Annotated in this window: 23 protein-coding genes; 13 read left to right on the top strand and 10 right to left on the bottom strand. The window is 60.6% G+C overall.

Annotated features, from left to right (window positions below; genetic code table 11):
* Window positions 1-17: 17 nt before the first annotated feature.
* A complete protein-coding gene (locus tag BM017_RS01785) occupies window positions 18-1,283 on the bottom strand; it encodes a CynX/NimT family MFS transporter (RefSeq protein WP_092240875.1) in 1,266 nt (421 codons plus the stop codon).
* Window positions 1,273-1,932, bottom strand: coding sequence for a FadR/GntR family transcriptional regulator (locus BM017_RS01780; protein WP_092240873.1), 660 nt, complete (start codon window positions 1,930-1,932; stop codon window positions 1,273-1,275). The genes BM017_RS01785 and BM017_RS01780 overlap by 11 nt, the downstream gene beginning before the upstream one ends.
* A 158-nt stretch (window positions 1,933-2,090) precedes the next feature.
* On the opposite strand from BM017_RS01780, the gene BM017_RS01775 reads away from it, so the two are divergent.
* Window positions 2,091-2,402: a type II toxin-antitoxin system MqsR family toxin gene (locus tag BM017_RS01775; protein ID WP_092240871.1), complete on the top strand. Its 312-nt coding sequence runs from the start codon at window positions 2,091-2,093 to the stop codon at window positions 2,400-2,402.
* Window positions 2,399-2,881: a type II toxin-antitoxin system MqsA family antitoxin gene (locus BM017_RS01770; RefSeq protein ID WP_092240869.1), complete on the top strand. Its 483-nt coding sequence runs from the start codon at window positions 2,399-2,401 to the stop codon at window positions 2,879-2,881. Before BM017_RS01775 ends, BM017_RS01770 begins: the two co-directional genes overlap by 4 nt.
* Before the next feature lie 52 nt (window positions 2,882-2,933).
* Here the strand turns inward: BM017_RS01770 and BM017_RS01765 are convergent, their stop codons facing one another.
* The 4 genes from BM017_RS01765 to BM017_RS01750 all read right to left on the bottom strand — a co-directional run bounded on the left by BM017_RS01765 (window position 2,934) and on the right by BM017_RS01750 (window position 7,103).
* A complete protein-coding gene (locus BM017_RS01765) occupies window positions 2,934-3,698 on the bottom strand; it encodes an amino acid ABC transporter ATP-binding protein (RefSeq protein WP_003171943.1) in 765 nt (254 codons plus the stop codon).
* Window positions 3,699-3,709: 11 nt separating this feature from the next.
* Window positions 3,710-4,807, bottom strand: coding sequence for an amino acid ABC transporter permease (locus BM017_RS01760; protein ID WP_058422897.1), 1,098 nt, complete (start codon window positions 4,805-4,807; stop codon window positions 3,710-3,712).
* A gap of 10 nt (window positions 4,808-4,817) precedes the next feature.
* Window positions 4,818-5,999: an amino acid ABC transporter permease gene (locus BM017_RS01755; RefSeq protein ID WP_058422898.1), complete on the bottom strand. Its 1,182-nt coding sequence runs from the start codon at window positions 5,997-5,999 to the stop codon at window positions 4,818-4,820.
* A 72-nt stretch (window positions 6,000-6,071) separates the two neighbouring features.
* On the bottom strand, window positions 6,072-7,103 hold the full coding sequence (locus tag BM017_RS01750; RefSeq protein ID WP_071488588.1) for an amino acid ABC transporter substrate-binding protein: 1,032 nt from the start codon (window positions 7,101-7,103) through the stop codon (window positions 6,072-6,074).
* Between the two features lie 346 nt (window positions 7,104-7,449).
* Here BM017_RS01750 and BM017_RS01745 point away from each other — a divergent pair, with 346 nt between their 5' ends.
* Both BM017_RS01745 and rhlB read left to right on the top strand, forming a co-directional pair.
* On the top strand, window positions 7,450-8,106 hold the full coding sequence (locus BM017_RS01745) for an alpha/beta hydrolase (RefSeq protein ID WP_092240867.1): 657 nt from the start codon (window positions 7,450-7,452) through the stop codon (window positions 8,104-8,106).
* A gap of 96 nt (window positions 8,107-8,202) precedes the next feature.
* Entirely contained in the window at window positions 8,203-9,672 is a 1,470-nt protein-coding gene (gene rhlB, locus BM017_RS01740; protein WP_165447910.1) for an ATP-dependent RNA helicase RhlB, read from the top strand.
* 127 nt (window positions 9,673-9,799) lie between these two features.
* Here the strand turns inward: rhlB and moaE are convergent, their stop codons facing one another.
* Genes moaE through moaC form a run of 3 tightly spaced genes read right to left on the bottom strand, consistent with a single transcriptional unit; the run spans window position 9,800 to window position 10,967 of the window.
* Entirely contained in the window at window positions 9,800-10,252 is a 453-nt protein-coding gene (gene moaE / locus BM017_RS01735) for a molybdopterin synthase catalytic subunit MoaE (RefSeq protein ID WP_092240865.1), read from the bottom strand.
* Window positions 10,253-10,254: 2 nt separating this feature from the next.
* Window positions 10,255-10,497, bottom strand: a complete 243-nt coding sequence (gene moaD / locus BM017_RS01730; RefSeq protein ID WP_071488584.1) for a molybdopterin converting factor subunit 1 — start codon at window positions 10,495-10,497, stop codon at window positions 10,255-10,257.
* The gene (gene moaC / locus BM017_RS01725; RefSeq protein ID WP_071488583.1) at window positions 10,494-10,967 is read right to left on the bottom strand and encodes a cyclic pyranopterin monophosphate synthase MoaC; all 474 of its coding nucleotides are present in this window, start codon (window positions 10,965-10,967) and stop codon (window positions 10,494-10,496) included. Before moaC ends, moaD begins: the two co-directional genes overlap by 4 nt.
* 189 nt (window positions 10,968-11,156) lie before the next feature.
* Here moaC and BM017_RS01720 point away from each other — a divergent pair, with 189 nt between their 5' ends.
* From BM017_RS01720 to ribD, 6 genes are all read left to right on the top strand, one after another.
* On the top strand, window positions 11,157-11,603 hold the full coding sequence (locus BM017_RS01720; RefSeq protein ID WP_071488582.1) for a DMT family transporter: 447 nt from the start codon (window positions 11,157-11,159) through the stop codon (window positions 11,601-11,603).
* A gap of 92 nt (window positions 11,604-11,695) precedes the next feature.
* Window positions 11,696-12,442 carry a class I SAM-dependent methyltransferase gene (locus BM017_RS01715; RefSeq protein WP_071488581.1) on the top strand — a complete coding sequence of 249 codons (747 nt, stop codon included), beginning with the start codon at window positions 11,696-11,698 and terminating at the stop codon, window positions 12,440-12,442.
* A 63-nt stretch (window positions 12,443-12,505) separates the two neighbouring features.
* The gene (locus tag BM017_RS01710) at window positions 12,506-13,513 is read left to right on the top strand and encodes a formylglycine-generating enzyme family protein (RefSeq protein WP_092240863.1); all 1,008 of its coding nucleotides are present in this window, start codon (window positions 12,506-12,508) and stop codon (window positions 13,511-13,513) included.
* 58 nt (window positions 13,514-13,571) lie between these two features.
* On the top strand, window positions 13,572-14,186 hold the full coding sequence (gene ribA, locus BM017_RS01705; RefSeq protein ID WP_071488579.1) for a GTP cyclohydrolase II: 615 nt from the start codon (window positions 13,572-13,574) through the stop codon (window positions 14,184-14,186).
* 40 nt (window positions 14,187-14,226) lie between these two features.
* Window positions 14,227-15,930, top strand: coding sequence for a WD40 repeat domain-containing protein (locus tag BM017_RS01700; RefSeq protein WP_092240861.1), 1,704 nt, complete (start codon window positions 14,227-14,229; stop codon window positions 15,928-15,930).
* Window positions 15,927-17,033 carry a bifunctional diaminohydroxyphosphoribosylaminopyrimidine deaminase/5-amino-6-(5-phosphoribosylamino)uracil reductase RibD gene (gene ribD / locus BM017_RS01695; RefSeq protein ID WP_092240859.1) on the top strand — a complete coding sequence of 369 codons (1,107 nt, stop codon included), beginning with the start codon at window positions 15,927-15,929 and terminating at the stop codon, window positions 17,031-17,033. The genes BM017_RS01700 and ribD overlap by 4 nt, the downstream gene beginning before the upstream one ends.
* Here ribD and BM017_RS01690 read toward each other — a convergent pair.
* Window positions 17,012-17,938 (bottom strand): LysR family transcriptional regulator, encoded by a 927-nt coding sequence (locus BM017_RS01690; protein WP_071488576.1) that lies wholly within the window; start codon window positions 17,936-17,938, stop codon window positions 17,012-17,014. The genes ribD and BM017_RS01690 overlap by 22 nt on opposite strands.
* A gap of 47 nt (window positions 17,939-17,985) precedes the next feature.
* Here BM017_RS01690 and BM017_RS01685 point away from each other — a divergent pair, with 47 nt between their 5' ends.
* From BM017_RS01685 to BM017_RS01675, 3 genes are read left to right on the top strand one after another with little or no spacing between them, the layout of a single operon-like run.
* Window positions 17,986-18,399, top strand: coding sequence for a VOC family protein (locus BM017_RS01685; protein WP_058422912.1), 414 nt, complete (start codon window positions 17,986-17,988; stop codon window positions 18,397-18,399).
* A gap of 23 nt (window positions 18,400-18,422) precedes the next feature.
* The gene (locus tag BM017_RS01680; protein WP_092240857.1) at window positions 18,423-19,574 is read left to right on the top strand and encodes an efflux RND transporter periplasmic adaptor subunit; all 1,152 of its coding nucleotides are present in this window, start codon (window positions 18,423-18,425) and stop codon (window positions 19,572-19,574) included.
* Window positions 19,571-22,633: a MexW/MexI family multidrug efflux RND transporter permease subunit gene (locus BM017_RS01675; protein WP_092240856.1), complete on the top strand. Its 3,063-nt coding sequence runs from the start codon at window positions 19,571-19,573 to the stop codon at window positions 22,631-22,633. Before BM017_RS01680 ends, BM017_RS01675 begins: the two co-directional genes overlap by 4 nt.
* Window positions 22,634-22,682: the final 49 nt, after the last annotated feature.

The raw sequence follows: 22,682 nt of genomic DNA, 5'->3' as shown, positions 1-22,682 counted from the left end.
TACCTCGAGGCCGCGGATCAAACCCGCTCGCTGAGCACGCCCACATAGCGTGCTCGGCCGGCGCCGAGACCTGTGATGATGGCCCCCAGGCCGATCACAGCGAACACCCAGCCGGTGGCGCCCCAGCCGCCGGTCCAGTCATGCAGCACACCCACCGCCAATGGCCCCATGGACGCCAGTGTGTAGCCAAAGCCTTGCGCCATGCTCGACAGGTTGGCGGCCACGTGGGAATCCCGCGAGCGCAACACGATCAAGGTCAGCGCCAGGCTGAAGGTGCCGCCCTGGCCCAGGCCCAGCAGGATCGCCCAGCCCCACAGGCCGTCGAGCGGCGCGTACAGGCAACCGAACAGGCCGCCGAGGGTGAGCAGCATCACCACCACAATCGCCAGCCGTTGATCCTTGCCCCGCGTCGCCAACCACGGTGCCGCCAGCGAGCTGAACAGCTGCACGATGATCGAACCCGAGAGCGCCAACCCGGCCTCAGTGGCGCTCAGGCCACGGCCGATCAGAATCGACGGCAACCAGCCGAACACGATATAGGCCAAGGACGATTGCAGGCCCATGTACAACGTCACCTGCCAGGCCAGCCGGTCGCGCAGCAAGCCCTTCACGCGATAGGCCACGTGGTGCGCACCGTGCTTGTGCCCGACCTGCGGCAACCAGACCAGTGCCGCTACCAACGCCGGCAAGACCCAGAACCCCAAGCCGATGCTCCAGCTGTCGCCGAAGTAATGGCTCAGGGGCACCGAAGCGCCGGCTGCCAATGCCGCCCCCAGGCACAGGGCCATGGTGTAGACGCCGGTCATGGTGCCCGCCTGCCGGGGGAAATCACGCTTGACGATCCCCGGCAACAGTACGCCGATGATGCCGATACTCGCTCCGGTGATCAGGCTGCCGACGAACAGCCCGGCTTCGCCAAATGAACTGCGCAGGATGATGCCGGCAGCCAGGGTCAGGAGGATGCCCAGCACCACCCGTTCGGCGCCGAAGCGGCGCGCCAGCAACGGAGCGGTCGGCGCGAACAGGCCCAGGCACAACACCGGCAACGTGGTCAGCAGACCGGCCCGGGCTGCCGACAGCCCCAGGCTGGCGGAGACGTCGGCCAGCAACGGCGCCATGCTCGACAGTGCCGGACGCAGGTTCAGTGCCACCAGCACCAGGCCCAGCAGCAACAACCATGGGCGGCTCACTGGCGATGGCGTGTGCTGCACCACCTCGTCATCGGCTTCGGCGTCGATCAGCAGTTCTTCGAATTCGGTTTTGCGCTGGGTTTCAAGGCTCATTGATCAACTGCCGGCAGAGGGATTTGGCGCGTTCAGGGTTTTGCTGTTCCACGGCGTCGAGCAAGGCGGTGTGCAGGTCGAACACCGCTTGGCGACGCGGTGAAATGTTCAGGGTCTGGCGCAACTGGGCGGCAACGATGCGCGAGAAATACTGGTACAGCTCGCTGAGTGCCGGATTGTGCGCGGCGTCCACCAGGTGCTTGTGGAACAACAGGTCAGCGCTGATATAGGCCTCAAGGTCGCCGTGATACAGCTTGCCACTGGTGTCAAGGGCTTCGCGCAAGGCGATGAGGTCTTGTTCGGTACGACGCATGGCGGCCAACCCGATGGCTTCCACTTCAAGAATCTGCCGCGTCTCCTGCGCCTGCTCCAGGGTGCAGTGGGATAGCGCCCGCATCGTGCCCAGCGGATCGGTCATCGAGCGCAAGTAACTGCCATCGCCCTGGCGGATTTCAATCAAGCCGGAGAACGCCAATACGCGCATGGCCTCGCGCACGGTGTTGCGGCTGATGCCCAATTCGGCGGACAGCTCGGGCTCGGTGGGCAGGCGCTCACCGATGGCCCACCGGCCTTCAGTGATGCGCAGGCGCAACTGCTCCAGGGCCTGGTCGACCAGGGAGCGTTTGATCAAAGGGGCGATGTCTGTCATGGGCTCCGCGCTTTCGTCCAATCATAGGATGAATTTTCCTACAGCCTATTCGGACTTGCCTACAAAGGCAACGCACTACGGTTCTTAGGCAGGTAAAGGAGCAGTATTTTCGATTGGTAAAATTACCCTTTGAGGGTAATTATGGACTTAGGTGTCTTATGGAAAAGTACACACCTCATTACGATTTGGCGGTGATAAAGGCGGATGTGAGACGGCTGGGAGACCAGGCATTTACCTCAACGGCCAAGGCCACAGGAAGGAAACTCGGCTTCGCAATCCATGAGATGAAGGAGGTCGTTTATCAATTGCAAACCAGGATGTTGTACAAATCAATGACTACCTATGCAGACCATCGGGTATGGCAGGACGTGTACCACATCAGTTCACACGGCATGGAGATCTACATAAAGGTGACTTACTGCCCAGGCGGTAATCCCCCGGTCATCTCCTTCAAGGAGTGCAACTCATGAAAACCCGACAATGCTATATATGCGGTACACCCGACGGAATGACCCGGTTCGAGGGCCGAAGCGAAACCCTTAGTGTCAAAGGCATGGAACGTCGTGTCGATGACCTTTCTGGCTGGGAATGCCATGCATGCAGCGACAGCGTGTATGACCCTGATAGTTCAGAGCGCCATGCGAAAGCCGGTGATGAACTCATCCACGCCGCGCGAAAAATGATCGGCACCGAGATGAAACGCATCCGACGCAAACTGCACCTTACACAGAAGGAAGCAGTGGAACTGCTATCGGGAGGCGGTCACAACGCTTTTTCACGCTACGAGCGCGGCGAGCTTCTGCCCCCCAAACCCCTGGTGCTGCTGATGCGACTATTGGATCGCTACCCACACCTGCTGGCCGATGCGAGGGCGTTGGCCGAGGGTACTGATATGCGCGGATTCAACCACACCATCAATACCGATCCGGAAGCGCTCAAGGCCTCCTAGACAGGCAAAAACAAACCCGGCACCAGGCCGGGTTTGTCGTTTCAAGCATCGATCAATGCAAGATCTGGCTCAGGAACAACTTGGTCCGATCATTCTGCGGGTTGTCGAAGAAGTCATTCGGCGCCGCCTGTTCCACGATCTCCCCCTTGTCCATGAAGATCACGCGGTTGGCCACGGTGCGCGCAAAGCCCATTTCGTGGGTCACGCACAGCATGGTCATGCCGTCTTCGGCGAGGCCGATCATGGTGTCCAGGACCTCTTTCACCATTTCCGGGTCGAGTGCCGAAGTCGGCTCGTCGAACAGCATGATCTTGGGCTTCATGCACAACGCACGGGCGATCGCCACGCGCTGCTGTTGGCCGCCGGACAGTTGTCCCGGAAACTTGTGCGCCTGCTCCGGGATGCGCACGCGCTCCAGGTAGTGCATGGCGATTTCCTCGGCCTTGCGCTTGGGCATCTTGCGCACCCACATTGGCGCCAGCGTGCAGTTCTGCAGGATGGTCAGGTGTGGGAACAGGTTGAAATGCTGGAACACCATGCCGACTTCGCGGCGGATCGCTTCGATCTGCTTGAGGTCGTTGGTCAACTCCACGCCATCGACCACGATGCGACCCTGCTGGTGCTCTTCCAGGCGGTTGAGGCAGCGGATGGTGGTGGACTTGCCCGAACCCGACGGGCCGCACAGCACGATACGCTCGCCCTGCTTGACGTTGAGGTTGATGTCTTTCAACACGTGGAACTGGCCGTACCACTTGTTGACGCCCTGCATCTGGATAATGCCTTCAGGGCTCACAGGCTGTTTGATCGCTTCGCTCATAACAACAACTCCTAACGCTTGTGGCCTGTGTCGAGCTTGTGTTCCAAATGAATGGAATAGCGCGACATACCAAAACAGAAAATCCAGAACACCAGGGCCGCGAACACGTAGCCTTCGGTGGCCATGCCCAGCCATTTAGGATCGGCGGCGGCTTGCTTGACGCTGTTGAGCAGGTCGAACAGGCCGATGATGATTACAAGGCTCGTGTCCTTGAACAGCGCGATGAACGTGTTGACGATGCCGGGAATCACCAGCTTCAGGGCTTGCGGCAGAATCACCAGGCCCATGCTGCGCCAGTAACCCAGGCCCATCGCTGCAGCCGCTTCGTACTGACCTTTGGGAATCGCCTGCAAGCCACCGCGCACCACCTCGGCCACGTAGGCCGACTGGAACAGGATCACGCCGATCAACGCCCGCAGCAGCTTGTCGATGCCCATGCCTTCGGGCAGGAACAACGGCAGCATCACCGAGGACATGAACAGCACGGTGATCAACGGCACGCCGCGCCAGAATTCGATGAAGGTCACGCAGACCACCCGAATCGCCGGCATGTTCGAGCGTCGCCCCAACGCCAGCATGATGCCCAGCGGCAAGGCACCGGCGATGCCGACGGTGGCGATCACCAGGGTCAGCATCAGCCCGCCCCATTGGCTGGTCGCCACGTTGGTCAGGCCGAAGATGCCGCCATGCAACAGGAAGTAGGCGATGATCGGGTACAGCACCAAAAAGCTCAGGCCGTAGATCGCCTTGCGTTGGAAACGCGAGATGAACAGTGGCGCCACGCCAACGATGGCCAGCCACACGGTCAGGTCCACGCGCCAGCGCAGGTCGCCGGGGTAGTAGCCGTACATGAACTGCCCGAAGCGCTGTTGGATAAACACCCAGCAGGCGCCCTCCTTGGTGCAATCGGCCCGCGTGGTGCCGACCCAGTTGGCATCCAGGATCGCCCAATGCAGGATCGGCGGTACCACCAGGTAGATCAGGTAAAACGCCAACAGGGTCAGCAGGGTGTTGAGCCAGCTGGAAAACAGGTTGGCGCGCATCCATGCCATCGGCCCGAACACTTTGTTCGGCGGCGGCATATCCGGTTTGAATGTATGCGTAGTCATGCTGGTTTCCTCACCGCTCGATCAGCGCAATGCGCTTGTTGTACCAGTTCATCAGCAGGGAAATGCTGATGCTGATCGCCAGGTACACGCTCATGGTGATGGCAATGACTTCGATGGCCTGGCCGGTCTGGTTGAGCACCGTGCCGGCAAACAGCGAGACCATTTCCGGGTAACCGATACCGGCGGCCAGGGACGAGTTCTTCGCCAGGTTCAGGTATTGGCTGGTCAGCGGCGGAATGATCACCCGCAGCGCCTGCGGGATGATGACCTTGCGCAGCGTCGGCCCAGGGCGCAGGCCCAGGGAGCGCGCGGCTTCGGTCTGGCCATGGCTGACGGACTTGATGCCCGAACGCACGATCTCGGCGATGAACGCTGCCGTGTAGACGGTCAGCGCCAGGGTCAGTGCCAGCAGTTCAGGGATGAGTACCCAGCCACCGACAAAGTTGAAGCCTTGCAACTTGGGCATTTCCCAATGCAGCGGCGCGCCGAAGATCAAGGCGCACAACGCCGGGATCACGATGAACAGCGCCAGGCCCGCCCAGAACTTGTGGAACGGTACGCCGGTGGCTTCGAAACGTTTGTTGGCCCAACGCGCCATCAGCACGATTGCCACGATGGCGACAACGATGCTGACCACAAACGGCCAGAATCCGTCAGCGGCAATCGCTGCCGGCATGTTCAGGCCACGGCTGCTGACAAAGAAGGTGTCACCGAAGTTATGACTGTTACGCGGCCCCGGCATGGTCAGGAACACCGCGAAGTACCAGAACAGGATTTGCAGCAGCGGCGGAATGTTGCGGAACACTTCCACATACACGGTCGCCAGCTTGTTGATCATCCAGTTCGGTGACAGCCGCGCCACGCCGATGATGAACCCCAGCAAGGTCGCCAGGATCACGCCGATAAAGGTCACCAGCAAGGTGTTGAGCAAGCCGATCACGAAGACCCGGGCATAGCTGTCCGATTCGGTGTAGTCGATCAAATGCTGCGCGATGCCGAAGCCGGCACTGCGTTCAAGAAAGTCGAAACCCGAGGTAATGCCCCGGTGCTGAAGGTTGGTCTGGGTGTTGTTGAAGAGGTACCAGCCCAGCGAGACCACCGCCACTATCGTGATGATCTGGAAGAGCCACGCACGCACTTTAGGGTCGCTGAAGCTGAGCTTCTGCTTGGGTGCGCCGATTTGATTTTGCATGAAGTGCCCCGGAAATAATGGAACAGAACATCACCCGGCGGTTGGCCCACCGGGTGACAGAACCATCAGCGATCAGCGCACAGGTGGTGCGTATTGAATGCCGCCAGCGTTCCACAGCGCGTTCAGGCCACGGTCGATTTCCAGCGGGGTGCTCTTGCCCAGGTTACGCTCGAACACTTCACCGTAGTTACCGACTTGCTTGACGATCTGTACAACCCAGTCTTTCTTCACTTTCAGGTCTTTGCCGTATTCGCCGTCAGCACCGAGCAGACGCGCAACGTCCGGGTTCTTGGTGGACTTGGCTTCAGCTTCGACGTTTTTGGAGGTGATGCCGGCTTCTTCAGCGTTGAGCATGGCGTAGCCAACCCAGCGCACGATGGCCAGCCACTCGTCGTCGCCATTACGCACGACCGGGCCCAGTGGTTCCTTGGAAATGGTTTCCGGCAGAACGACGTAGTCCTTCGGCGAGGCCAGCTTGCTGCGCTGGGCGAACAGCTGGGACTTGTCGGAGGTCAGTACGTCGCAACGCCCGGATTCCAGCGACTTGGCGCTTTCATCGGAAGTGTCGAAGGTGATCGGTGTGTATTTCAGGCCGTTGCCACGGAAGTAGTCGGAAACGTTCAGCTCGGTGGTGGTACCGGCCTGGATGCAGATAGTTGCACCGTCCAGTTCCTTGGCACTTTTCACGCCCAGCTTGTTGTTTACCAGGAAGCCGATGCCGTCGTAGTAAGTGATGAAGCCTGGGAATTTCAGGCCCATGCCGGCGTCGCGGGAGCTGGTCATGGTGGTGTTACGGGACAGAATGTCGACTTCGCCGGATTGAAGCGCGGTGAAACGCTCCTTGGCATTCAACTGGCTGAATTTGACCTTGGTCGCGTCGCCGAAAACGGCAGCGGCCACAGCGCGGCAAAAGTCGGCGTCAATCCCGAGGATCTTGCCGCTGGCATCCGGTACCGAGAAACCCGGCAGGCCGTCACTCACGCCACACTGCACAAAGCCTTTTTTCTGCACGGCGTCCAGCGTGGCGCCCGCCTGGGCGAAACCACTGACACCCAGTACAGCCGCCGCAGTCACGATGGCCAGGGTGGATTTCAATACCTTCATTCAAACCTCCAGTTTGCTCTTGTTGTGTCGGAGCTCGAACCTCAGCGCACCCTTATGAGGCGATATCGACCCGTGTTGGCTTTTTTTAGGGTCAAGCGGCATGAAGTTGTCGCAGTAATTCCAGTTGCTATCCCACAAGCGGCAGTCACTGATAGTGTTACCGTCCCGGGATAGCGCTGACATCGTTCAACACATAGCAAGCGCCGTACCAGAGTGCCGGCTGAGTCGTTCCAGCCCCCGGTCAAGAGAAAAAGATTCAACCGTGCGACATCTTCTTAACAGATCAACCCATCGCGCACCGTTCCGTCGCACTTAATCGGAGCGCACGCACATTAATGGAGCAGACATGACCGAACCCTTGATTCTTCAGCCCGCCAAGCCCGCAGACGCCTGCGTTATCTGGTTGCATGGCCTGGGTGCCGATCGCTATGACTTCCTGCCAGTGGCCGAGGCGCTGCAGGAAAGCCTGCTGACCACGCGTTTCGTTTTGCCCCAGGCACCGACCCGGCCGGTGACGATCAATGGTGGCTACGAGATGCCAAGCTGGTACGACATCAAAGCCATGAGCCCGGCCCGTTCCATCAGCCTGGAAGAGCTGGAAGTCTCGGCAAAAATGGTCACGGATTTGATCGAGGCACAGAAGAGAACCGGAATAGACGCTTCGCGGATTTTCCTCGCCGGTTTTTCCCAGGGTGGCGCCGTGGTCTTTCACACCGCTTTCCTGAATTGGGAAGGCCCCTTGGGTGGCGTGATTGCCCTCTCCACCTATGCCCCCACGTTCAGCGACGAGTTGGAATTGTCCGCCAGCCAGCAGCGCATTCCCGCGCTGTGCCTGCACGGCCAGTACGACGACGTGGTGCAGAACGCCATGGGCCGCAGCGCCTACGAGCATTTGAAGAGCCGTGGTGTCACCGTGACATGGCAGGAATACCCAATGGGCCACGAAGTGTTACCCGAGGAGATACGCGATATCGGTGCCTGGTTGACCGCTCGCCTGGGCTGAACACCAGCGTTTATGTAGCCGTATGACAGACGCACTACGCCGCGCCCGATTCTTGCATTACACTGGCCGGCGTACATTCCTTAACCAATTAATGAGATCACCGTGCTCAAAGCACTCAAGAAGATGTTCGGCAAAAGCGAGGCTGAGCCGCTCGCGCCTGATTCCAGTGCTCCTGCCCCGACAGCCGGCAGCCGCAATGACGGCAGACAGCCCGACCGGACCGCACCCGCCGCCCAGCCGAAGAAGCCGACGGTGACCCCACCTGAACAGGCCAGACCGGTCGAACCCGTTGCCGCACCGGTGGCACCAAAACCGCGCCGTGAACGTGCGCCAAAACCGCCAGTAATTCCATGGAAACTCGAAGACTTTGTCGTCGAACCCCAGGAAGGCAAGACCCGCTTCCATGATTTCAAGCTGGCCCCGGAACTGATGCACGCCATCCAGGACCTTGGTTTTCCGTACTGCACGCCGATCCAGGCGCAGGTGCTGGGCTTTACTCTGGCCGGCAAAGACGCCATCGGCCGCGCCCAGACCGGCACCGGCAAGACCGCCGCGTTCCTGATCTCGATCATCACCCAGTTGCTGCAGACGCCACCGCCCAAAGAGCGCTACATGGGTGAACCGCGCGCGCTGATCATCGCCCCGACCCGGGAGCTGGTGGTACAGATCGCCAAGGACGCCGCCGACCTGACCAAGTACACCGGCCTCAACGTCATGACGTTCGTGGGCGGCATGGACTTCGACAAGCAGCTCAAGCACCTCGAAGCCCGTCACTGCGACATCCTGGTGGCTACCCCTGGCCGTCTACTGGACTTCAACCAGCGCGGCGACGTGCACCTGGACATGGTCGAAGTGATGGTGCTGGACGAAGCCGACCGCATGCTCGACATGGGTTTCATCCCACAAGTGCGCCAGATCATTCGCCAGACCCCGCCGAAATCCGAGCGTCAGACCCTGCTGTTCTCCGCGACCTTCACCGAAGACGTGATGAACCTCGCCAAGCAATGGACCACCGACCCGTCCATCGTCGAGATCGAAGCGGAAAACGTCGCCAGCGAGAACGTCGAGCAACACATCTACGCGGTAGCCGGCGCCGATAAGTACAAGCTGCTCTACAACCTGGTCAACGACAACGGCTGGGAACGCGTGATGGTGTTCGCCAACCGCAAGGACGAGGTGCGCCGGATCGAAGAACGCCTGGTGCGTGACGGTGTGAACGCCGCGCAACTGTCGGGCGACGTGCCACAGCACAAGCGCATCAAGACCCTGGAAGGCTTCCGCGAAGGCAAGATCCGTGTGCTGGTGGCCACCGACGTGGCCGGGCGTGGGATTCACATCGACGGCATCAGCCATGTGATCAACTTCACCCTGCCGGAAGTGCCGGATGACTACGTGCACCGCATTGGCCGCACCGGCCGTGCCGGGGCGGCGGGTGTGTCGATCAGCTTTGCCGGGGAAGATGATTCGTATCAGCTGCCGTCGATCGAGGCGTTGCTGGGGCGCAAGATCAGCTGTGAGACGCCGCCGACGCACCTGTTGCGCGCCGTTGAACGCAAGCGTCCGTAAGCTGGAATGCAGTGAAAACTGTGGGAGGGGGCTTGCCCCCGATAGCGATGGCACATCTAACATCTCTGTTGGCTGACCCACTGCAATCGGGGGCAAGCCCCCTCCCACATTTGGTGCTGTGTTTGGCCTAAGACTTCCAGCGATCCGCAGCGGCGTGGTCGCTGTGGCGCCCTTCCACCCAACGCGGCCCCTCGCTGGTATTTTCCTTCTTCCAGAACGGCGCCCGCGTCTTCAGGTAATCCATCACAAACGCGCAGGCATCAAACGCCGCCTGGCGATGGGCACTGGCCGCCCCGACAAACACAATCGGCTCGCCAGGTTCCAGCGCGCCAATGCGGTGCAGCACTTCCAGCTTGAGCAACGGCCAGCGCTGCTCGGCTTCCACAGCGATCTTGGCCAGGGCCTTTTCGGTCATGCCGGGGTAGTGTTCCAGGAACATTCCCGCGACATCCAGACCGTCATTGAAATCGCGTACATAGCCAACAAAACTCACTACCGCACCCACGCCGACATTGGCCGCATGCATCGCGTTGACTTCAGCACCGGGATCAAACGCCTGGACCTGCACACGAATGGCCATGCTCAGCCTCCGGTCACGGGTGGGAAGAATGCTACTTCGTCACCTGCCTGCACCGGCTCATCAAGGCCGCACATCTCTTCGTTGCGCGCACACATCAGGCTGGTTTCGTTGAGCACTGCAAACTCCGGGTCACTGGCCAGCGCCAGACGCACCGCATCGACAGTGGCGAAGTCGCCCTCCATCTCCAACGAATCAAAACCCACCGCTTCGGCGTAACGCGCAAAAAACAATACGTTGATGCTCATGCCTGGTCCGCCTTGAAATGCCCGCTTTTGCCGCCGAGTTTTTCCAGCAGGCGAATGCTTTCGATGGTCATGCCACGGTCCACCGCCTTGCACATGTCGTAGATCGTCAGCGCCGCGACGCTGGCAGCAGTAAGGGCTTCCATCTCCACGCCGGTCTGGCCGGAGAGTTTGCAGCGCGCCACGATACGCACCAAGTCTGCACCCTCGGCGCTCAGTTCGACCTTGACACCCGTCAACATCAACGGATGGCAGAGGGGAATCAGGTCACTGGTTTTTTTCGCGGCCTGGATCCCGGCAATGCGGGCCACGGCAAACACGTCGCCCTTGGGGTGGGCGCCGTCGACAATCATTTGCAGGGTCTCGGGCAGCATGCGCACACGCGCTTCGGCCACCGCCTCACGGAACGTCACGGACTTGTCGGTGACGTCGACCATATGGGCGCGACCTTGGGAATCGAGATGAGTCAGCACAGGGATACTCCTGATCAGGAGCAGCGATTGTAAACCCGTCGGTCAAGATTGCGCACACCTGATTCCCCGTCCCTGAATCACCAGTAGCCAATGCTCGATCAGTGCGACGAATACACCCCATCAGAACAAAGAATTGGCGCCAACAATCCAAGCACCGTAAAACTTGAAAAAAAACGGAATGCCCACTTCATGACCTTACTGTATTTCATCCTGCTCAGTTTATTCGCCGGTTTTGCAGTGCCCTTGCAGGCAGGCACCAACGCAAAACTGGGTAACCTGCTAGGCCATCCTTTATGGGCCACGGCAGTATCTCTATTGGTCAGCCTGGTTGTACTCATTGTTGTCATTATTGCAGTCAAGGCGCCTCGCCCCAATCTTGCCGCCGTGCAAGACGGCCCCTGGTGGATTTGGATGGGCGGTGTTGCCGGCGTTTTTTATATTACCGTAGCCTTATTGATGGCGCCTCGACTCGGCGCCCTCAACTTCATCATGGCGGTATTGATCGGACAACTTATCGTTTCAATTGCGATTGACTATTTTGGCTTATTGGGCTTTCCCAAACAGTCTCTCAACATTAATAAACTGGTCGGCGTACTTGTCGTCATAGGAGGATTCCTTATTACCACTCGCACTTGATTCACGCCTAACAGGGTCACCAAAAACAGAAGACTTCTTCATGTTCCCAGTCAGGGATTGACGACAGCTATTAACTTTAAAAAGGTGAGGCAATGACCACTCAAACTGCAACGGCAACTTACGACGCCATCGGCGAACGCTTCGAAGCTTTCACGGACAGCGCCTCGCAGCGCTCGGTGGAAACCGCAACCTTCTTCAGTATGGTTGGTAATCCCCAGGGCAAATCCGTACTGGACCTGGCCTGCGGTTTCGGTTTCTTCGGACGCGAGCTGTATCGCCAAGGTGCCAGCAAAGTGGTTGGCGTGGACATCTCCGCCTCCATGATTGAACTGGCCCGGCAAGAGTCGGCGCGCAACCAGGAGCCGATCGAGTACCACGTCAGCGATATCTGCGATCTGGGCATTCTCGGCAAGTTCGACCTGATCACCGCCGCCTGGCTGTTCAACTATGCCGATTCGCCAGAAAAACTGGACAAGATGTTCCAGGTCGTCGCCAAGAACCTCGCCCCAGGTGGACGGGTCGTGGCTTACACGGTAGAGCCAACCTTTCAATTGAAACGTGGCAACTTCACCAAATACGGCGTGCACGTACTCACCGAAGAACCCCATGAAGGCGGCTTTCGCCACCACGCCGAATTCGTCACCACACCGCCCAGCGCCTTCACCTTCCATCGCTGGAGCCGCGAACGCTATGAGCTGGCGATCATGAAAGCCGGCTTCTCCCGCCTGCAGTGGCAAAAACCGATTATTTCCGAGGCCGAGCGGGCCAAGCACCCCAAGGGCTACTGGGATGACTTCGAACGCAACTGCCTGCAAACCGGGCTGATCTGCACTCTCTGAAGGCCGGGCACGTACGCCTGGGTGTACGTGCCTTTTCCCCCACGCAGTAGGAAAACGAGCGTTATGACTTCCAAGGGTTTCAACCATTGGCCCGTGTTCGACGGCCCCCTGACCGCCGAAATGACAGACCGTTTCTTGATGGGCCTGCCTGAGCATTTCCACGAAGCCGTCAACCTCAAGTTGCCGCTGGCAGCCTGGCGCCTGGTGTCGGAAGAGACCAGCGAACAGTTGGCCGACCGCGTCGAAAACCCTGTCTCGCCGCTGGCCTGGCGCTATGCCGCCGCCCAACTGCTGGCACTGACCCATGACCCCAGGCTCGATGTACTCAACCCCACGATGATTCAAATCAGCGCAGGCACCGTCGAGATCGGTCTGGCCGAATCGGCGGTCGACCAGGTGATGCATGACATGCGCGGCCTGGGCCTGGATCGGGACTGGATCGCCAAGGAAGTCCCTCGTCATCGCGTCCACCTGCGGCCATACGCCATCGGTAAATATCCGGTGACCAACCTCGAATACCGAGCCTTTCTCGAAGCCAACACGCAGGCACGGATTCCCGAAAGCTGGGCCTTCGGACAGTACCCTCACGCACGCGCCAACCATCCGGTCTACGGGATCACTGCCGATGACGCCGACGCCTACGCTGCCTGGCTCAGCGAGGCCAGTGGCCGCAGCTTCCGCCTGCCCACCGAGGCTGAATGGGAATACGCCGCCGCCGGCCCGGAAAACCTCGAATATCCCTGGGGAAATACCTTCCTGCCCGAGCGTGCCAACACCGCCGAACTGGGCCTGTTCGACACCACTCCGGTCGGCTTCCTGGTCGAGGGTGCTTCGCCATTTGGCTGTCTGGACATGGCCGGTAATGTCGAAGAATTCGTCGCTGACGACTACGCCCCCTACCCCGGCGGCACCGCCATCACCGACGACCTCGTCACTGTGGTTGGCACCCACCGCATCGCCCGTGGTGGCAGCTTCACGCGGTTTCGCGACCTGACCCGCAATTGCCGGCGTCACGGCAAGTATCCGCGACAGATTTACGTAATGGGCTTTCGCCTCGCACAAACCCTGTAATCCCTCTTCTGTACCAAAACAATAACGCGTTGATCATTCAAGCACGGAAGGAACCGCCATGAACCGCCTAAGCGTACGCAACCATGTTGATATCCCCCTGGACGACCATTCCAACCCTGGAACTTTCTACACGTTCAGTGGGTTGGACACGGCACACGAACATATCGTGATAAAGCTTGGCCCCGCCAATCCCATCAGCCCGTTGGTGCGTATTCATTCCGAATGCCTGACCGGCGATGTATTCAGTTCACAGCGCTGTGACTGCGGCCCGCAATTAAACGAGTCGATCCTGCGCATGCAGGAAGTGGGTGGCTATCTTATCTACCTGCGCCAAGAAGGCCGCGGTATCGGCTTATATGCAAAGTTGGACGCCTACCGCCTGCAGGATTCTGGCATGGACACGTTCGAAGCCAATACTCATCTGAACTTTCCGGAAGATGATCGCGACTTTTCCATGGCCGCAGGCATGTTGAAAGCGCTGAACATCAAACATTGCCAATTGATCACCAATAACCCGGACAAAGTTCAGGCCCTGGTGGATAACGGCATTGTAGTGGACAACGTTATTCCGACCGGTGTGTTTGTCACCCGACATAACACTCATTACCTGCAAGCGAAAGTCGATAAGAAAAACCACGTGATCAACCTGATGAAACAACCGAAGCGCGCCTGAACACTTTCTTTCGCCCACACTACATTAAGGATGATGACGCATGAGACACTTTGGCCCTATTAGCGGTATCGCAACATTCAACGATACTTACGTTGCAACCGCCGGTTATGACAACCAGGTTATTTTGTGGGATGCAAAAACCAAGACGCCGATCCAGCGCGTGCTCCACGACCACCTGGCCAACCAATGTGCGTTCAACGCCAGCGGCACCCTGCTGGTCAGTGCCAGCAGCGACTACACCGCCCGCGTCTGGGAAATCCCTTCGCTGCGCTTGAAAAGCGTGCTGGTGGGTCACGATGACGACATCGAAATGGCTGCCTTCTCACCGGATGGCCAGACCATCGCCACCTGCTCGCGGGACCACAGCATCCGCCTGTTCGACCTCAGCGGGCGAACCCTGCGGATCCTCAGCGGTCACGATGCCGACGTGATTTCGGTGTGCTGGGCCGCCGATGGCAAGACCCTGGTTTCCAGCAGCGATGACGGTTCGATCCGCCGTTGGGACGCTGCCAGCGGCGAACAACTGGACCTGATCGACCTGGGCGGCGTCGAAACCGACACCGTTGCCCTGTCCCGTGAGGGCATCATTTTCGCCGGTGACGACGAAGGCAAAATCTCCGTGATCAGCAGCAGCGGCACCTACCTGCAAGCTGCCCATGCCGCCGGCATCAAGCGCATCGTATGGAACGACGCGCAGCGCCTGCTGGTCAGCCTCAGCTACGACCGTTGCGTCATGCTGTGGGAGCTGACGCCCGACAACCAACTGGTAAAAACCGCCCAGACTTCACTGCCAAGCATCATCTGGCCACGCAGCTGTGCATTGCTGGGCAACCATCGCATCGCCTTCGTGACCTTCGGCTCCACCTACGCCACCTGGGATTTCATCACTCAGGAATGGGACGTGGGCGGCATCGAGCCGGCCATCAGCTTGAACGCCGTCACGGTGGTCGGCGACGACATCTACAGCATCGGTGATGCCGGCATCCTGCAGATCAATGGCCAGCCCAGCACCAAGGCCGGCAGTCTGTGCAACTTCCTGCTGCCCTTCGGCGACAGCGTGTTGACCGGCGGCCAGATGGGCACGGTGTTCGACGCCAAGACCGGCGACGTCATCTACCAGCACCGTTCACCGCTCAACTGCGGCACCACCTTCGAAAAAGATGGCCAGTTGCACGCCGCAATCGGTACGTACACTGGCGAAGCCTTGATCTTCAATCTGGAAAACCAGCAGCCGCGTTTCCTGCGCGAAGTGCGCATGCACGAGAACGCCATCAAGGGCATCGCCGCCGATGAACAGTACCTGTTCAGCGTATGCGCGACAGCGGCCGCAGCGTTCTTCCGGATCGAAGACTTCGAGCTGGAAACCTACCTGGACAAGGCCCACGACCGTATTTCCAACGGCTGCACGCAGATCCAGGGCGGCTTTGCCAGTATCGGTCGCGACCTTAAGCTGCGCCTGTGGCAAGCCGGCAACAGCGAGGTGTATGACACACCTCATAGCCACTCGATCAAGTGCATTGCCATCTCCAAGGACCGCCAGATGATCGCCACCGGCAGCTACGGCGGCACCGTGGCCGTGTTCGACCTGGCCAAGCGCAAATGGGCAAAGGTGGAGAAGATCACCGCCAGCGGTATTTCCTGCCTGACCCATGACGCCGAAGGCAGTGGCTTCCTGGCCAGCGCCTACGACGGGCGTATCTACCCGATCACCGCCCACGCCGTGGCAGGGCAACGCCGCCCATGACCCACTTCAGCGAAATCGACTTTCAACATATGCACCATGCATTGTCGTTGGCCGAGCGCGGCAGTCACTCCACCTGGCCCAATCCACGGGTCGGGTGCGTCATCGCCCACGGTGCACACATCGTGGGCGAGGGCTGGCATCGGCGTGCGGGCGGTCCGCACGCCGAGGTCTTCGCCCTGCGCCAGGCGGGTGCCCTGGCCAAGGGCGCCACGGCCTATGTGACGCTGGAACCCTGCAGCCATGTCGGGCGCACCGGTGCCTGTCACCAGGCGCTGATCGAGGCTGGCGTGGCGTGTGTGGTCGTTGCCCATGAAGACCCGTTCGAGCAGGTCGACGGTCGTGGGATCGCCGAACTGCGCGACGCCGGGATCGAGGTTCGCGTGGGCTTGCTCAATGCGGTCGCCCGCGAGTTGAACCGTGGCTTCCTGTCCTCGGTCAAGCGCCAGCGGCCGTGGGTGCAACTGAAGATGGGCATGAGCCTGGATGGCCGCACCGCGCTGAACAACGGGCGCTCGCAATGGATCACCGGCGCCAGGGCGCGCGCCGATGTGCAGTATTGGCGAGCGCGCAGTGCAGCGATCCTCACCGGCAGCGGCACGGTGCTGGCCGACAACCCCTCATTGACCGTACGCGAGATGGCATCCGCCGAAGCCATCGCGCCGCTGCGGGTGATCCTCGACAGCCAGGCGCGGGTGCCGGGTACCGCGAGGGTGTTCGACGACCAGGCGCCAAGCCTGCATGTGGTGCACGAGCAACATCTGCCGCCAGGCGCCAACGCCGAGCGCTTGCTCGGCCTGCCGGGCAACCAGAATGGCCTCGACCTGCATGCCTTGATGGTCCATCTGAGCCAGCGCGGCTTGCATGATGTGATGGTCGAGGCCGGGCCGACCCTGGCCGGCAACCTGCTGCGCGCCGGGCTGGTGGATGAGCTGTTGCTGTACGTCGCGCCGCGCCTGCTCGGCGACCTCGCACGGCCGCTGGTGCATTTGCCGGAGCTGGAAAACCTCACCCACTCCCTGGACTTCACCCTGTACGAAGTGACCCAGTTGGGCCAGGACTTGCGATTACGCCTGCGCCCCGATCAGTCGACCTGCACGGTATGAGCTACCACTTGCTTGACCTGTTCGCGCAACCACGCATGTGCCGGGTCGTCACAGAATCGCTGGTGCCAGATCTGCACAAAGGGAAAGCGCGGAATGCTGAACGGTGGCGGCAATTGCACCAGGTCCGGGTTGAGCAACGTGTCTTCCAGCGTGCGGGTGGCCACGGTAAGGATCAGGTCGGTGTTGTGCAACAGGCTCGGCGCCGTACGCCAGTGCGGCACGCTGACGGCGATGCGACGACGCAAACCTTCGGCACGCAACAGGCTATCGACTTCACCATTGGCACCTCCGTCCATGGACACCTGGATATGCGGGCGCTCCAGGTAGCTCTCCAGATCCAGCATGCCGTCCTTGGACAGGGTCCGCCGGTCGAGCAGGCAGGAAAACGTTTCCTCGAACAACACTTCCATCGACACATCGGGCGTCAGGCTGGGGAACACCCCCAGCGCCAGGTCGATCTTGCCCTGCGCCACTTGCTCGAACATCGCATGCCGGCTGCCCTGGGTCACCACCAGCGTGGTGTTCGGCGCCTCGCTGCGCAGTCGCACCAGCAACTTGGGCAGGATAATCGCCGCGCCGTAGTCCGACATCGCCAATTGAAAGGTGCGTTGGGAACTGGCCGCGTCGAAGTCGATGGATTTGCCGAACAGTGTTTCGATCTGGCTGAGGATGTCGCGCAACGGCACCTGGATATTCTGCGCCAGCGCGCTGAGCACCACTTCGTTACCCTCGCGGATCAGGATCGGATCGTCGAGCAGCACCCGCAACTTACTCAAGGAGTGACTGATGGCCGGCTGGCTCAAATGCAGTCGCGCACCGGTGCGGGTGACGTGTTTTTCAGTCAGCAGTGCATCGAGCACCACCAACAGATTCAAATCGATATTGCGCAGTAGGACCGTGACCATGCTGTGAATTCCATCTCAGGGAGCAACCTTCAACAAGGAGCAAAACCATGCCTCAACTCAAACGAATCATTGAGACCGCGCTGTACGTAGACGACCTCGACCGCGCCAAAGCGTTTTACGCCCGGCACCTGGAGCTTGAGACGATGGTCGAGAGCAACGTACTCGTCGCGTTAAATGTCGGTCAGCAGAATACTCTCTTGCTCTTCAAACGGGGCGCCTCTCTTCAAACCAAATACTTGAGCGGCGGCGAGATCCCTCCCCATGACGCCAACGGGCGCATTCATATCTGCTTTGCCATCGACGCCGACGACCTGCCGACCTGGGAGGCGCGCCTGGACAACGCGAACATTGCCATCGAGGGGCGCACCCACTGGCCCAAAGGTGGATCGAGCATCTATTTCCGCGATCCGGATGAGAACCTCGTCGAACTACTGACGCCGGGCTGCTGGCCCATTTACTGATTGCCGCTCAAGGAATGAAGCTTATGTCACACGTCAGTCGATCCGGACGTGCCGTCTCACGAACCAGCGTGGCGCTGTTGATCGCCGTGGTTGTCCTCATTGCGTTGGCGTGGGCATTGTGGCGCTGGAGCCATCCGGCTGCCGCGGCCTACGCGCCCGCGCCGATCAAAGTCGCGGTGGCGCCGGTCAGCGACGCCCCCTTCACCCGCTACCTGGAAGCCATCGGTGAGCTGGAAGCCGTGCAGCAGGTGAGCGTACCCGCCGAAGTCGGCGGACGTGTGGTGCAGTTGCCAGTGGAATCCGGCCAGCGCGTCGAGCGCGACCAAGTGCTGGTCAGGCTCAACGATGCTCCCCAACGCGGCAACCTGATGCGCCTGCAGGGTGAGTTGGAAAATGCCAAGGTCAAACTGGAACGCTCGCGCACCCTGGTCAAGGTGAACGCCACGTCCCGCGAAGCCTTCGACAATGCCCAGACCGAATACACCACCGCCCAAGGCGCCCTGCAGGAACTGAAGGCGCAGATCGACCAATTGACCATACGCGCACCGTTCGCCGGCACCCTCGGGATCCGCAAGGTTCACCTGGGCCAATTTGTGAACCCCGGCGACAGCCTGATCAACCTGGTCGGCGACAAGGGCCTGTACGTGAACTTCAGCGTGCCGGAGCAAGCCCTGGCCCAACTGAAGGTCGGCAATACCCTGGATGTGCAACTCGATGCCCTGCCGGGGCAACGCTTCAGCGCACGTATCAGCAGTATCGACCCGTTCCTCGACCGCTCGCGCACCCTGAGCGTCCAGGCGCTACTGCAGGCCCCCACCGACGGCGCCCTGCCGCGCATGTTCGCCAAAGTGCGCCTGCCGCAGTCACTGCCCGGCAATACCTTGAGCGTGCCGGAAACCGCCATCACCTATAACGCCTACGGCGAAGATGTCTTCGTGGTGCAGCCATCGACCGATGCCAATACCCCACCCGTCGTCCGCCGCGTATTGGTCAAGACCAGCGAGCGGCGCAATGGCCGCGTAGTGATCGATGCGGGTCTGAATCCGGGTGACCGCGTGGTGATTTCCGGGCAGATCAAACTCAGTGACGGTGCCGCTATCGAGCCCCTCGAACGTACGGTGTTGAACGATGCCAACCCGTCCTCGGGGATGACCATGGCCGGAGAAAACCCGTGAAATTCACCGACCTGTTCGTACGTCGCCCAGTGCTGGCCCTGGTGGTCAGCCTGCTGATCGTACTGGCCGGGCTCAAGGCCTACCTCGACCTGCCTGTGCGCCAATACCCGCTGTTGGAAAGCTCGGTGATCAGCGTGACCACCGATTACCCCGGCGCGCCCGCCGAGCTGATGCAAGGCTTTGTGACCCAACCGATCAACCAATCGCTGGCCTCGGTGGAAGGCGTGGACTATGTCAGTTCCTCATCGGTGCAGGGCCGCAGCCAGATCACCCTGCGCATGGCACTCAACCAGGACTCGGCCAAGGCGTTGAGCGATGTGATTGCCAAGGTCAACCAGGTCAAATACCGCCTGCCTGAACAGGCCTATGACCCGGTGATCGAACGTTCCGCCGGCGATGCGACAGCGGTGGCATACGTGGGATTTTCCAGTGATTCGCTGTCGGCCTCGGCCTTGAGCGATTACCTGAGCCGCGTGGTACAGCCACTGTTTTCCACGATCGACGGCGTGGCCAAGGTCGAGACCTTCGGCGGCCAGCGCCTGGCCATGCGCCTGTGGCTCGACCCGCAACGCATGGCAGGCCACGGCATCAGTGCCGCCCAGGTGGAACAGGCGATCCGCGACAACAACTTCCAGGCAGCACCGGGGCAGATCAAGGGCCACTATGTGATCTCCTCGATCCAGGTCAACACCGACCTGAGCAGCCTCGATGAGTTTCGCAACATGGTCATCAGCAACAACGGCGACCACCTGCTGCGCCTGCGCGATATCGCGACCGTTGAGCTGGGTTCGGCTGCGTACGAGACCAGTGCGTTGATGGACGCCAGGCCCGCAGTGCACCTGGGCCTCTATGCGACACCCAAGGGCAACCCGCTGTTGATCGTCGCCGACATCAAGCGCCTGCTGCCGAACATCGAGAAAACCCTGCCGCCTGGGGTCAAGGTGGCGCTGGCGTTCGAGACCGCGCACTTTATCGAAGCCTCGATTATCGAAGTGATCGAAACGCTGATCGAGGCCATCCTGATCGTGGTGGTGATCATCTACCTGTGCCTGGGCTCGGTGCGCAGCGTGATCATCCCCATCGTCAGTATTCCATTGTCGATGCTCGGCGCCCTGGGCTTGATGACGTTGTTCGGCTTCAGCATCAACCTGCTGACGCTGCTCGCAATGGTGTTGGCGATCGGCCTGGTGGTGGATGACGCGATTGTGGTGATGGAGAACATCCACCGGCATGTCAAGGAAGGCCGCAGCGCGCTGCAGGCTGCCTTGTTCGGCGCGCGCGAGATCGCTTCGCCGGTGATCGCCATGACCATCACCCTGGCGGCGGTGTACATGCCCATCGGCCTGATGAACGGCCTGACAGGCGCGTTGTTCAAGGAGTTCGCCCTGACCCTGGCCGGCGCCGTGCTGGTCTCCGGGGTGATCGCCCTGACCCTGACCCCGGTCATGTGCGCCAAGCTGCTACCGGGCCAGGAGCATGAAGGCACCATGAGCCGCCTGGCCGAGCGCTTCTTCCACCGCCTGGCACGCCTGTATCAGCGTGCGTTGCTGGGCTCGCTGCGCAAGCGCGGGCTGATCCTGTTGTTCGGCGCCGTGGTGCTGCTCAGCCTGCCCTGGCTGTATGGCCATGCCAGCAAGGAATTGGCGCCCAACGAAGACCAAGGCAACCTGCTGCTGGCGATCAAGTCACCGCAGCACGCCAACCTGGATTATGTAGAGCGCTACGCCTATCAGTTGAGCGGGATTCTCGGCCACTTGCCGGAGACCGTGAGCACCTGGATCATCAACGGCAATGACGGTGTCGCCGCGAGTTTTGCCGGGGTGAACTTCACCGAATGGTCGCAGCGTCAGCGCAGCGCAGCGACAATCCAGGCCGAGCTGCAACAAAGCGTCGATGCCGTGGAAGGCAACTCGATCTTCGTGTTCCAGTTGCCGCCACTGCCCGCCTCCACCGGTGGCTTGCCGGTGCAAATGGTGATGCGCAGCACAGAAGACTACCGCTCGCTGTACCAGGCCATGGAGGCGCTGAAAACCCAGGCGCGGGCCAGCGGGCTGTTTGCGGTGGTCGACAGTGACCTGGCGTTCAATAACCCGGTGACCCAAGTGCGCATCGACCGCAGCAAGGCCAACAGCCTGGGGATTCGCATGCAAGACATCGGCAGCACGCTGGCGGTGTTGATCGGTGAGAACTACACCAACCGGTTCGCCCTGCAAGGCCGCTCCTACGATGTGATCCCCCAGAGCCAGGCCTCGCGACGCCTCACGCCCCAGGACCTGAATGGCTTCTACGTCGACACCGACACCGGCCAGCAGGTGCCGCTGTCCACCGTGGTGAGCCTGCACAACGTGATCGAGCCGAACAAGCTCAAGCAGTTCAACCAGCAGAACAGCGCGACCTTCCAGGGTATTCCCGCGCCCGGCGTCAGCCTTGGCCAGGCAGTGGCCTTTTTGCAGGAACACAGCCGCCAGTTGCCCGCCAGTTTCAGCCATGACTGGCAGGCCGATTCGCGGCAGTTCATCCACGAGGGCAATGCGCTGATGCTGACCTTCCTGTTCGCGCTGATCGTGATCTACATGGTGCTGGCCGCGCAGTATGAAAGCCTGACCGACCCGCTGATCATCCTGATCACGGTGCCGCTGTCGATCTGCGGCGCGTTGATTCCCCTGGCGCTGGGGCTGGCGACCATCAATATCTACACGCAGATCGGCCTCGTCACCCTGATCGGTCTGATCAGCAAGCACGGGATCCTGATGGTCGAGTTCGCCAACGAGCTGCAGGTGCTGTACCGCTGCACCCCGGCCCAGGCGATCATGCGCGCGGCACGCATTCGGCTGCGGCCGATCCTGATGACCACGGCGGCCATGGTGGTGGGCCTGGTGCCGATGCTGTTCTCGTCAGGTGCCGGCGCCGGCAGCCGCTTCGGGTTGGGGCTGGTGATCGTGATCGGCATGCTGGTGGGCACGCTGTTTACCTTGTTTGTACTGCCGTCGGTGTACACCCTGCTTTCCAGGGCACATAAACCGGCAATCGATTGGGCACAGGTCGAGCAGTCGGCCTGAACACAAAAAACGGGCGTCCCATGGGACGCCCGTTTTAGTCAGTGCCGAG

The organism is Pseudomonas sp. NFPP04 (genome assembly GCF_900113815.1).
Classification (GTDB): Bacteria; Pseudomonadota; Gammaproteobacteria; order Pseudomonadales; family Pseudomonadaceae; genus Aquipseudomonas; species Aquipseudomonas extremorientalis.
This window is presented reverse-complemented; position numbering and strand designations above follow the sequence as displayed.

What these genes read in the sequence shown, in the direction of transcription:
- BM017_RS01720 (WP_071488582.1), top strand. Translation starts at nt 11,157, where the DNA reads ATGACCTTACTGTATTTCATCCTGCTCAGTTTATTCGCCGGTTTTGCA.
- ribD (WP_092240859.1), top strand. Translation starts at nt 15,927, where the DNA reads ATGACCCACTTCAGCGAAATCGACTTTCAACATATGCACCATGCATTG.
- BM017_RS01750 (WP_071488588.1), bottom strand. Translation starts at nt 7,103, where the DNA reads ATGAAGGTATTGAAATCCACCCTGGCCATCGTGACTGCGGCGGCTGTA.
- BM017_RS01685 (WP_058422912.1), top strand. Translation starts at nt 17,986, where the DNA reads ATGCCTCAACTCAAACGAATCATTGAGACCGCGCTGTACGTAGACGAC.
- BM017_RS01700 (WP_092240861.1), top strand. Translation starts at nt 14,227, where the DNA reads ATGAGACACTTTGGCCCTATTAGCGGTATCGCAACATTCAACGATACT.
- BM017_RS01780 (WP_092240873.1), bottom strand. Translation starts at nt 1,932, where the DNA reads ATGACAGACATCGCCCCTTTGATCAAACGCTCCCTGGTCGACCAGGCC.
- BM017_RS01710 (WP_092240863.1), top strand. Translation starts at nt 12,506, where the DNA reads ATGACTTCCAAGGGTTTCAACCATTGGCCCGTGTTCGACGGCCCCCTG.
- BM017_RS01770 (WP_092240869.1), top strand. Translation starts at nt 2,399, where the DNA reads ATGAAAACCCGACAATGCTATATATGCGGTACACCCGACGGAATGACC.
- BM017_RS01785 (WP_092240875.1), bottom strand. Translation starts at nt 1,283, where the DNA reads ATGAGCCTTGAAACCCAGCGCAAAACCGAATTCGAAGAACTGCTGATC.
- BM017_RS01775 (WP_092240871.1), top strand. Translation starts at nt 2,091, where the DNA reads ATGGAAAAGTACACACCTCATTACGATTTGGCGGTGATAAAGGCGGAT.
- BM017_RS01765 (WP_003171943.1), bottom strand. Translation starts at nt 3,698, where the DNA reads ATGAGCGAAGCGATCAAACAGCCTGTGAGCCCTGAAGGCATTATCCAG.
- BM017_RS01680 (WP_092240857.1), top strand. Translation starts at nt 18,423, where the DNA reads ATGTCACACGTCAGTCGATCCGGACGTGCCGTCTCACGAACCAGCGTG.
- BM017_RS01745 (WP_092240867.1), top strand. Translation starts at nt 7,450, where the DNA reads ATGACCGAACCCTTGATTCTTCAGCCCGCCAAGCCCGCAGACGCCTGC.
- ribA (WP_071488579.1), top strand. Translation starts at nt 13,572, where the DNA reads ATGAACCGCCTAAGCGTACGCAACCATGTTGATATCCCCCTGGACGAC.
- moaE (WP_092240865.1), bottom strand. Translation starts at nt 10,252, where the DNA reads ATGGCCATTCGTGTGCAGGTCCAGGCGTTTGATCCCGGTGCTGAAGTC.
- moaD (WP_071488584.1), bottom strand. Translation starts at nt 10,497, where the DNA reads ATGAGCATCAACGTATTGTTTTTTGCGCGTTACGCCGAAGCGGTGGGT.
- BM017_RS01755 (WP_058422898.1), bottom strand. Translation starts at nt 5,999, where the DNA reads ATGCAAAATCAAATCGGCGCACCCAAGCAGAAGCTCAGCTTCAGCGAC.
- BM017_RS01715 (WP_071488581.1), top strand. Translation starts at nt 11,696, where the DNA reads ATGACCACTCAAACTGCAACGGCAACTTACGACGCCATCGGCGAACGC.
- BM017_RS01760 (WP_058422897.1), bottom strand. Translation starts at nt 4,807, where the DNA reads ATGACTACGCATACATTCAAACCGGATATGCCGCCGCCGAACAAAGTG.
- BM017_RS01690 (WP_071488576.1), bottom strand. Translation starts at nt 17,938, where the DNA reads ATGGTCACGGTCCTACTGCGCAATATCGATTTGAATCTGTTGGTGGTG.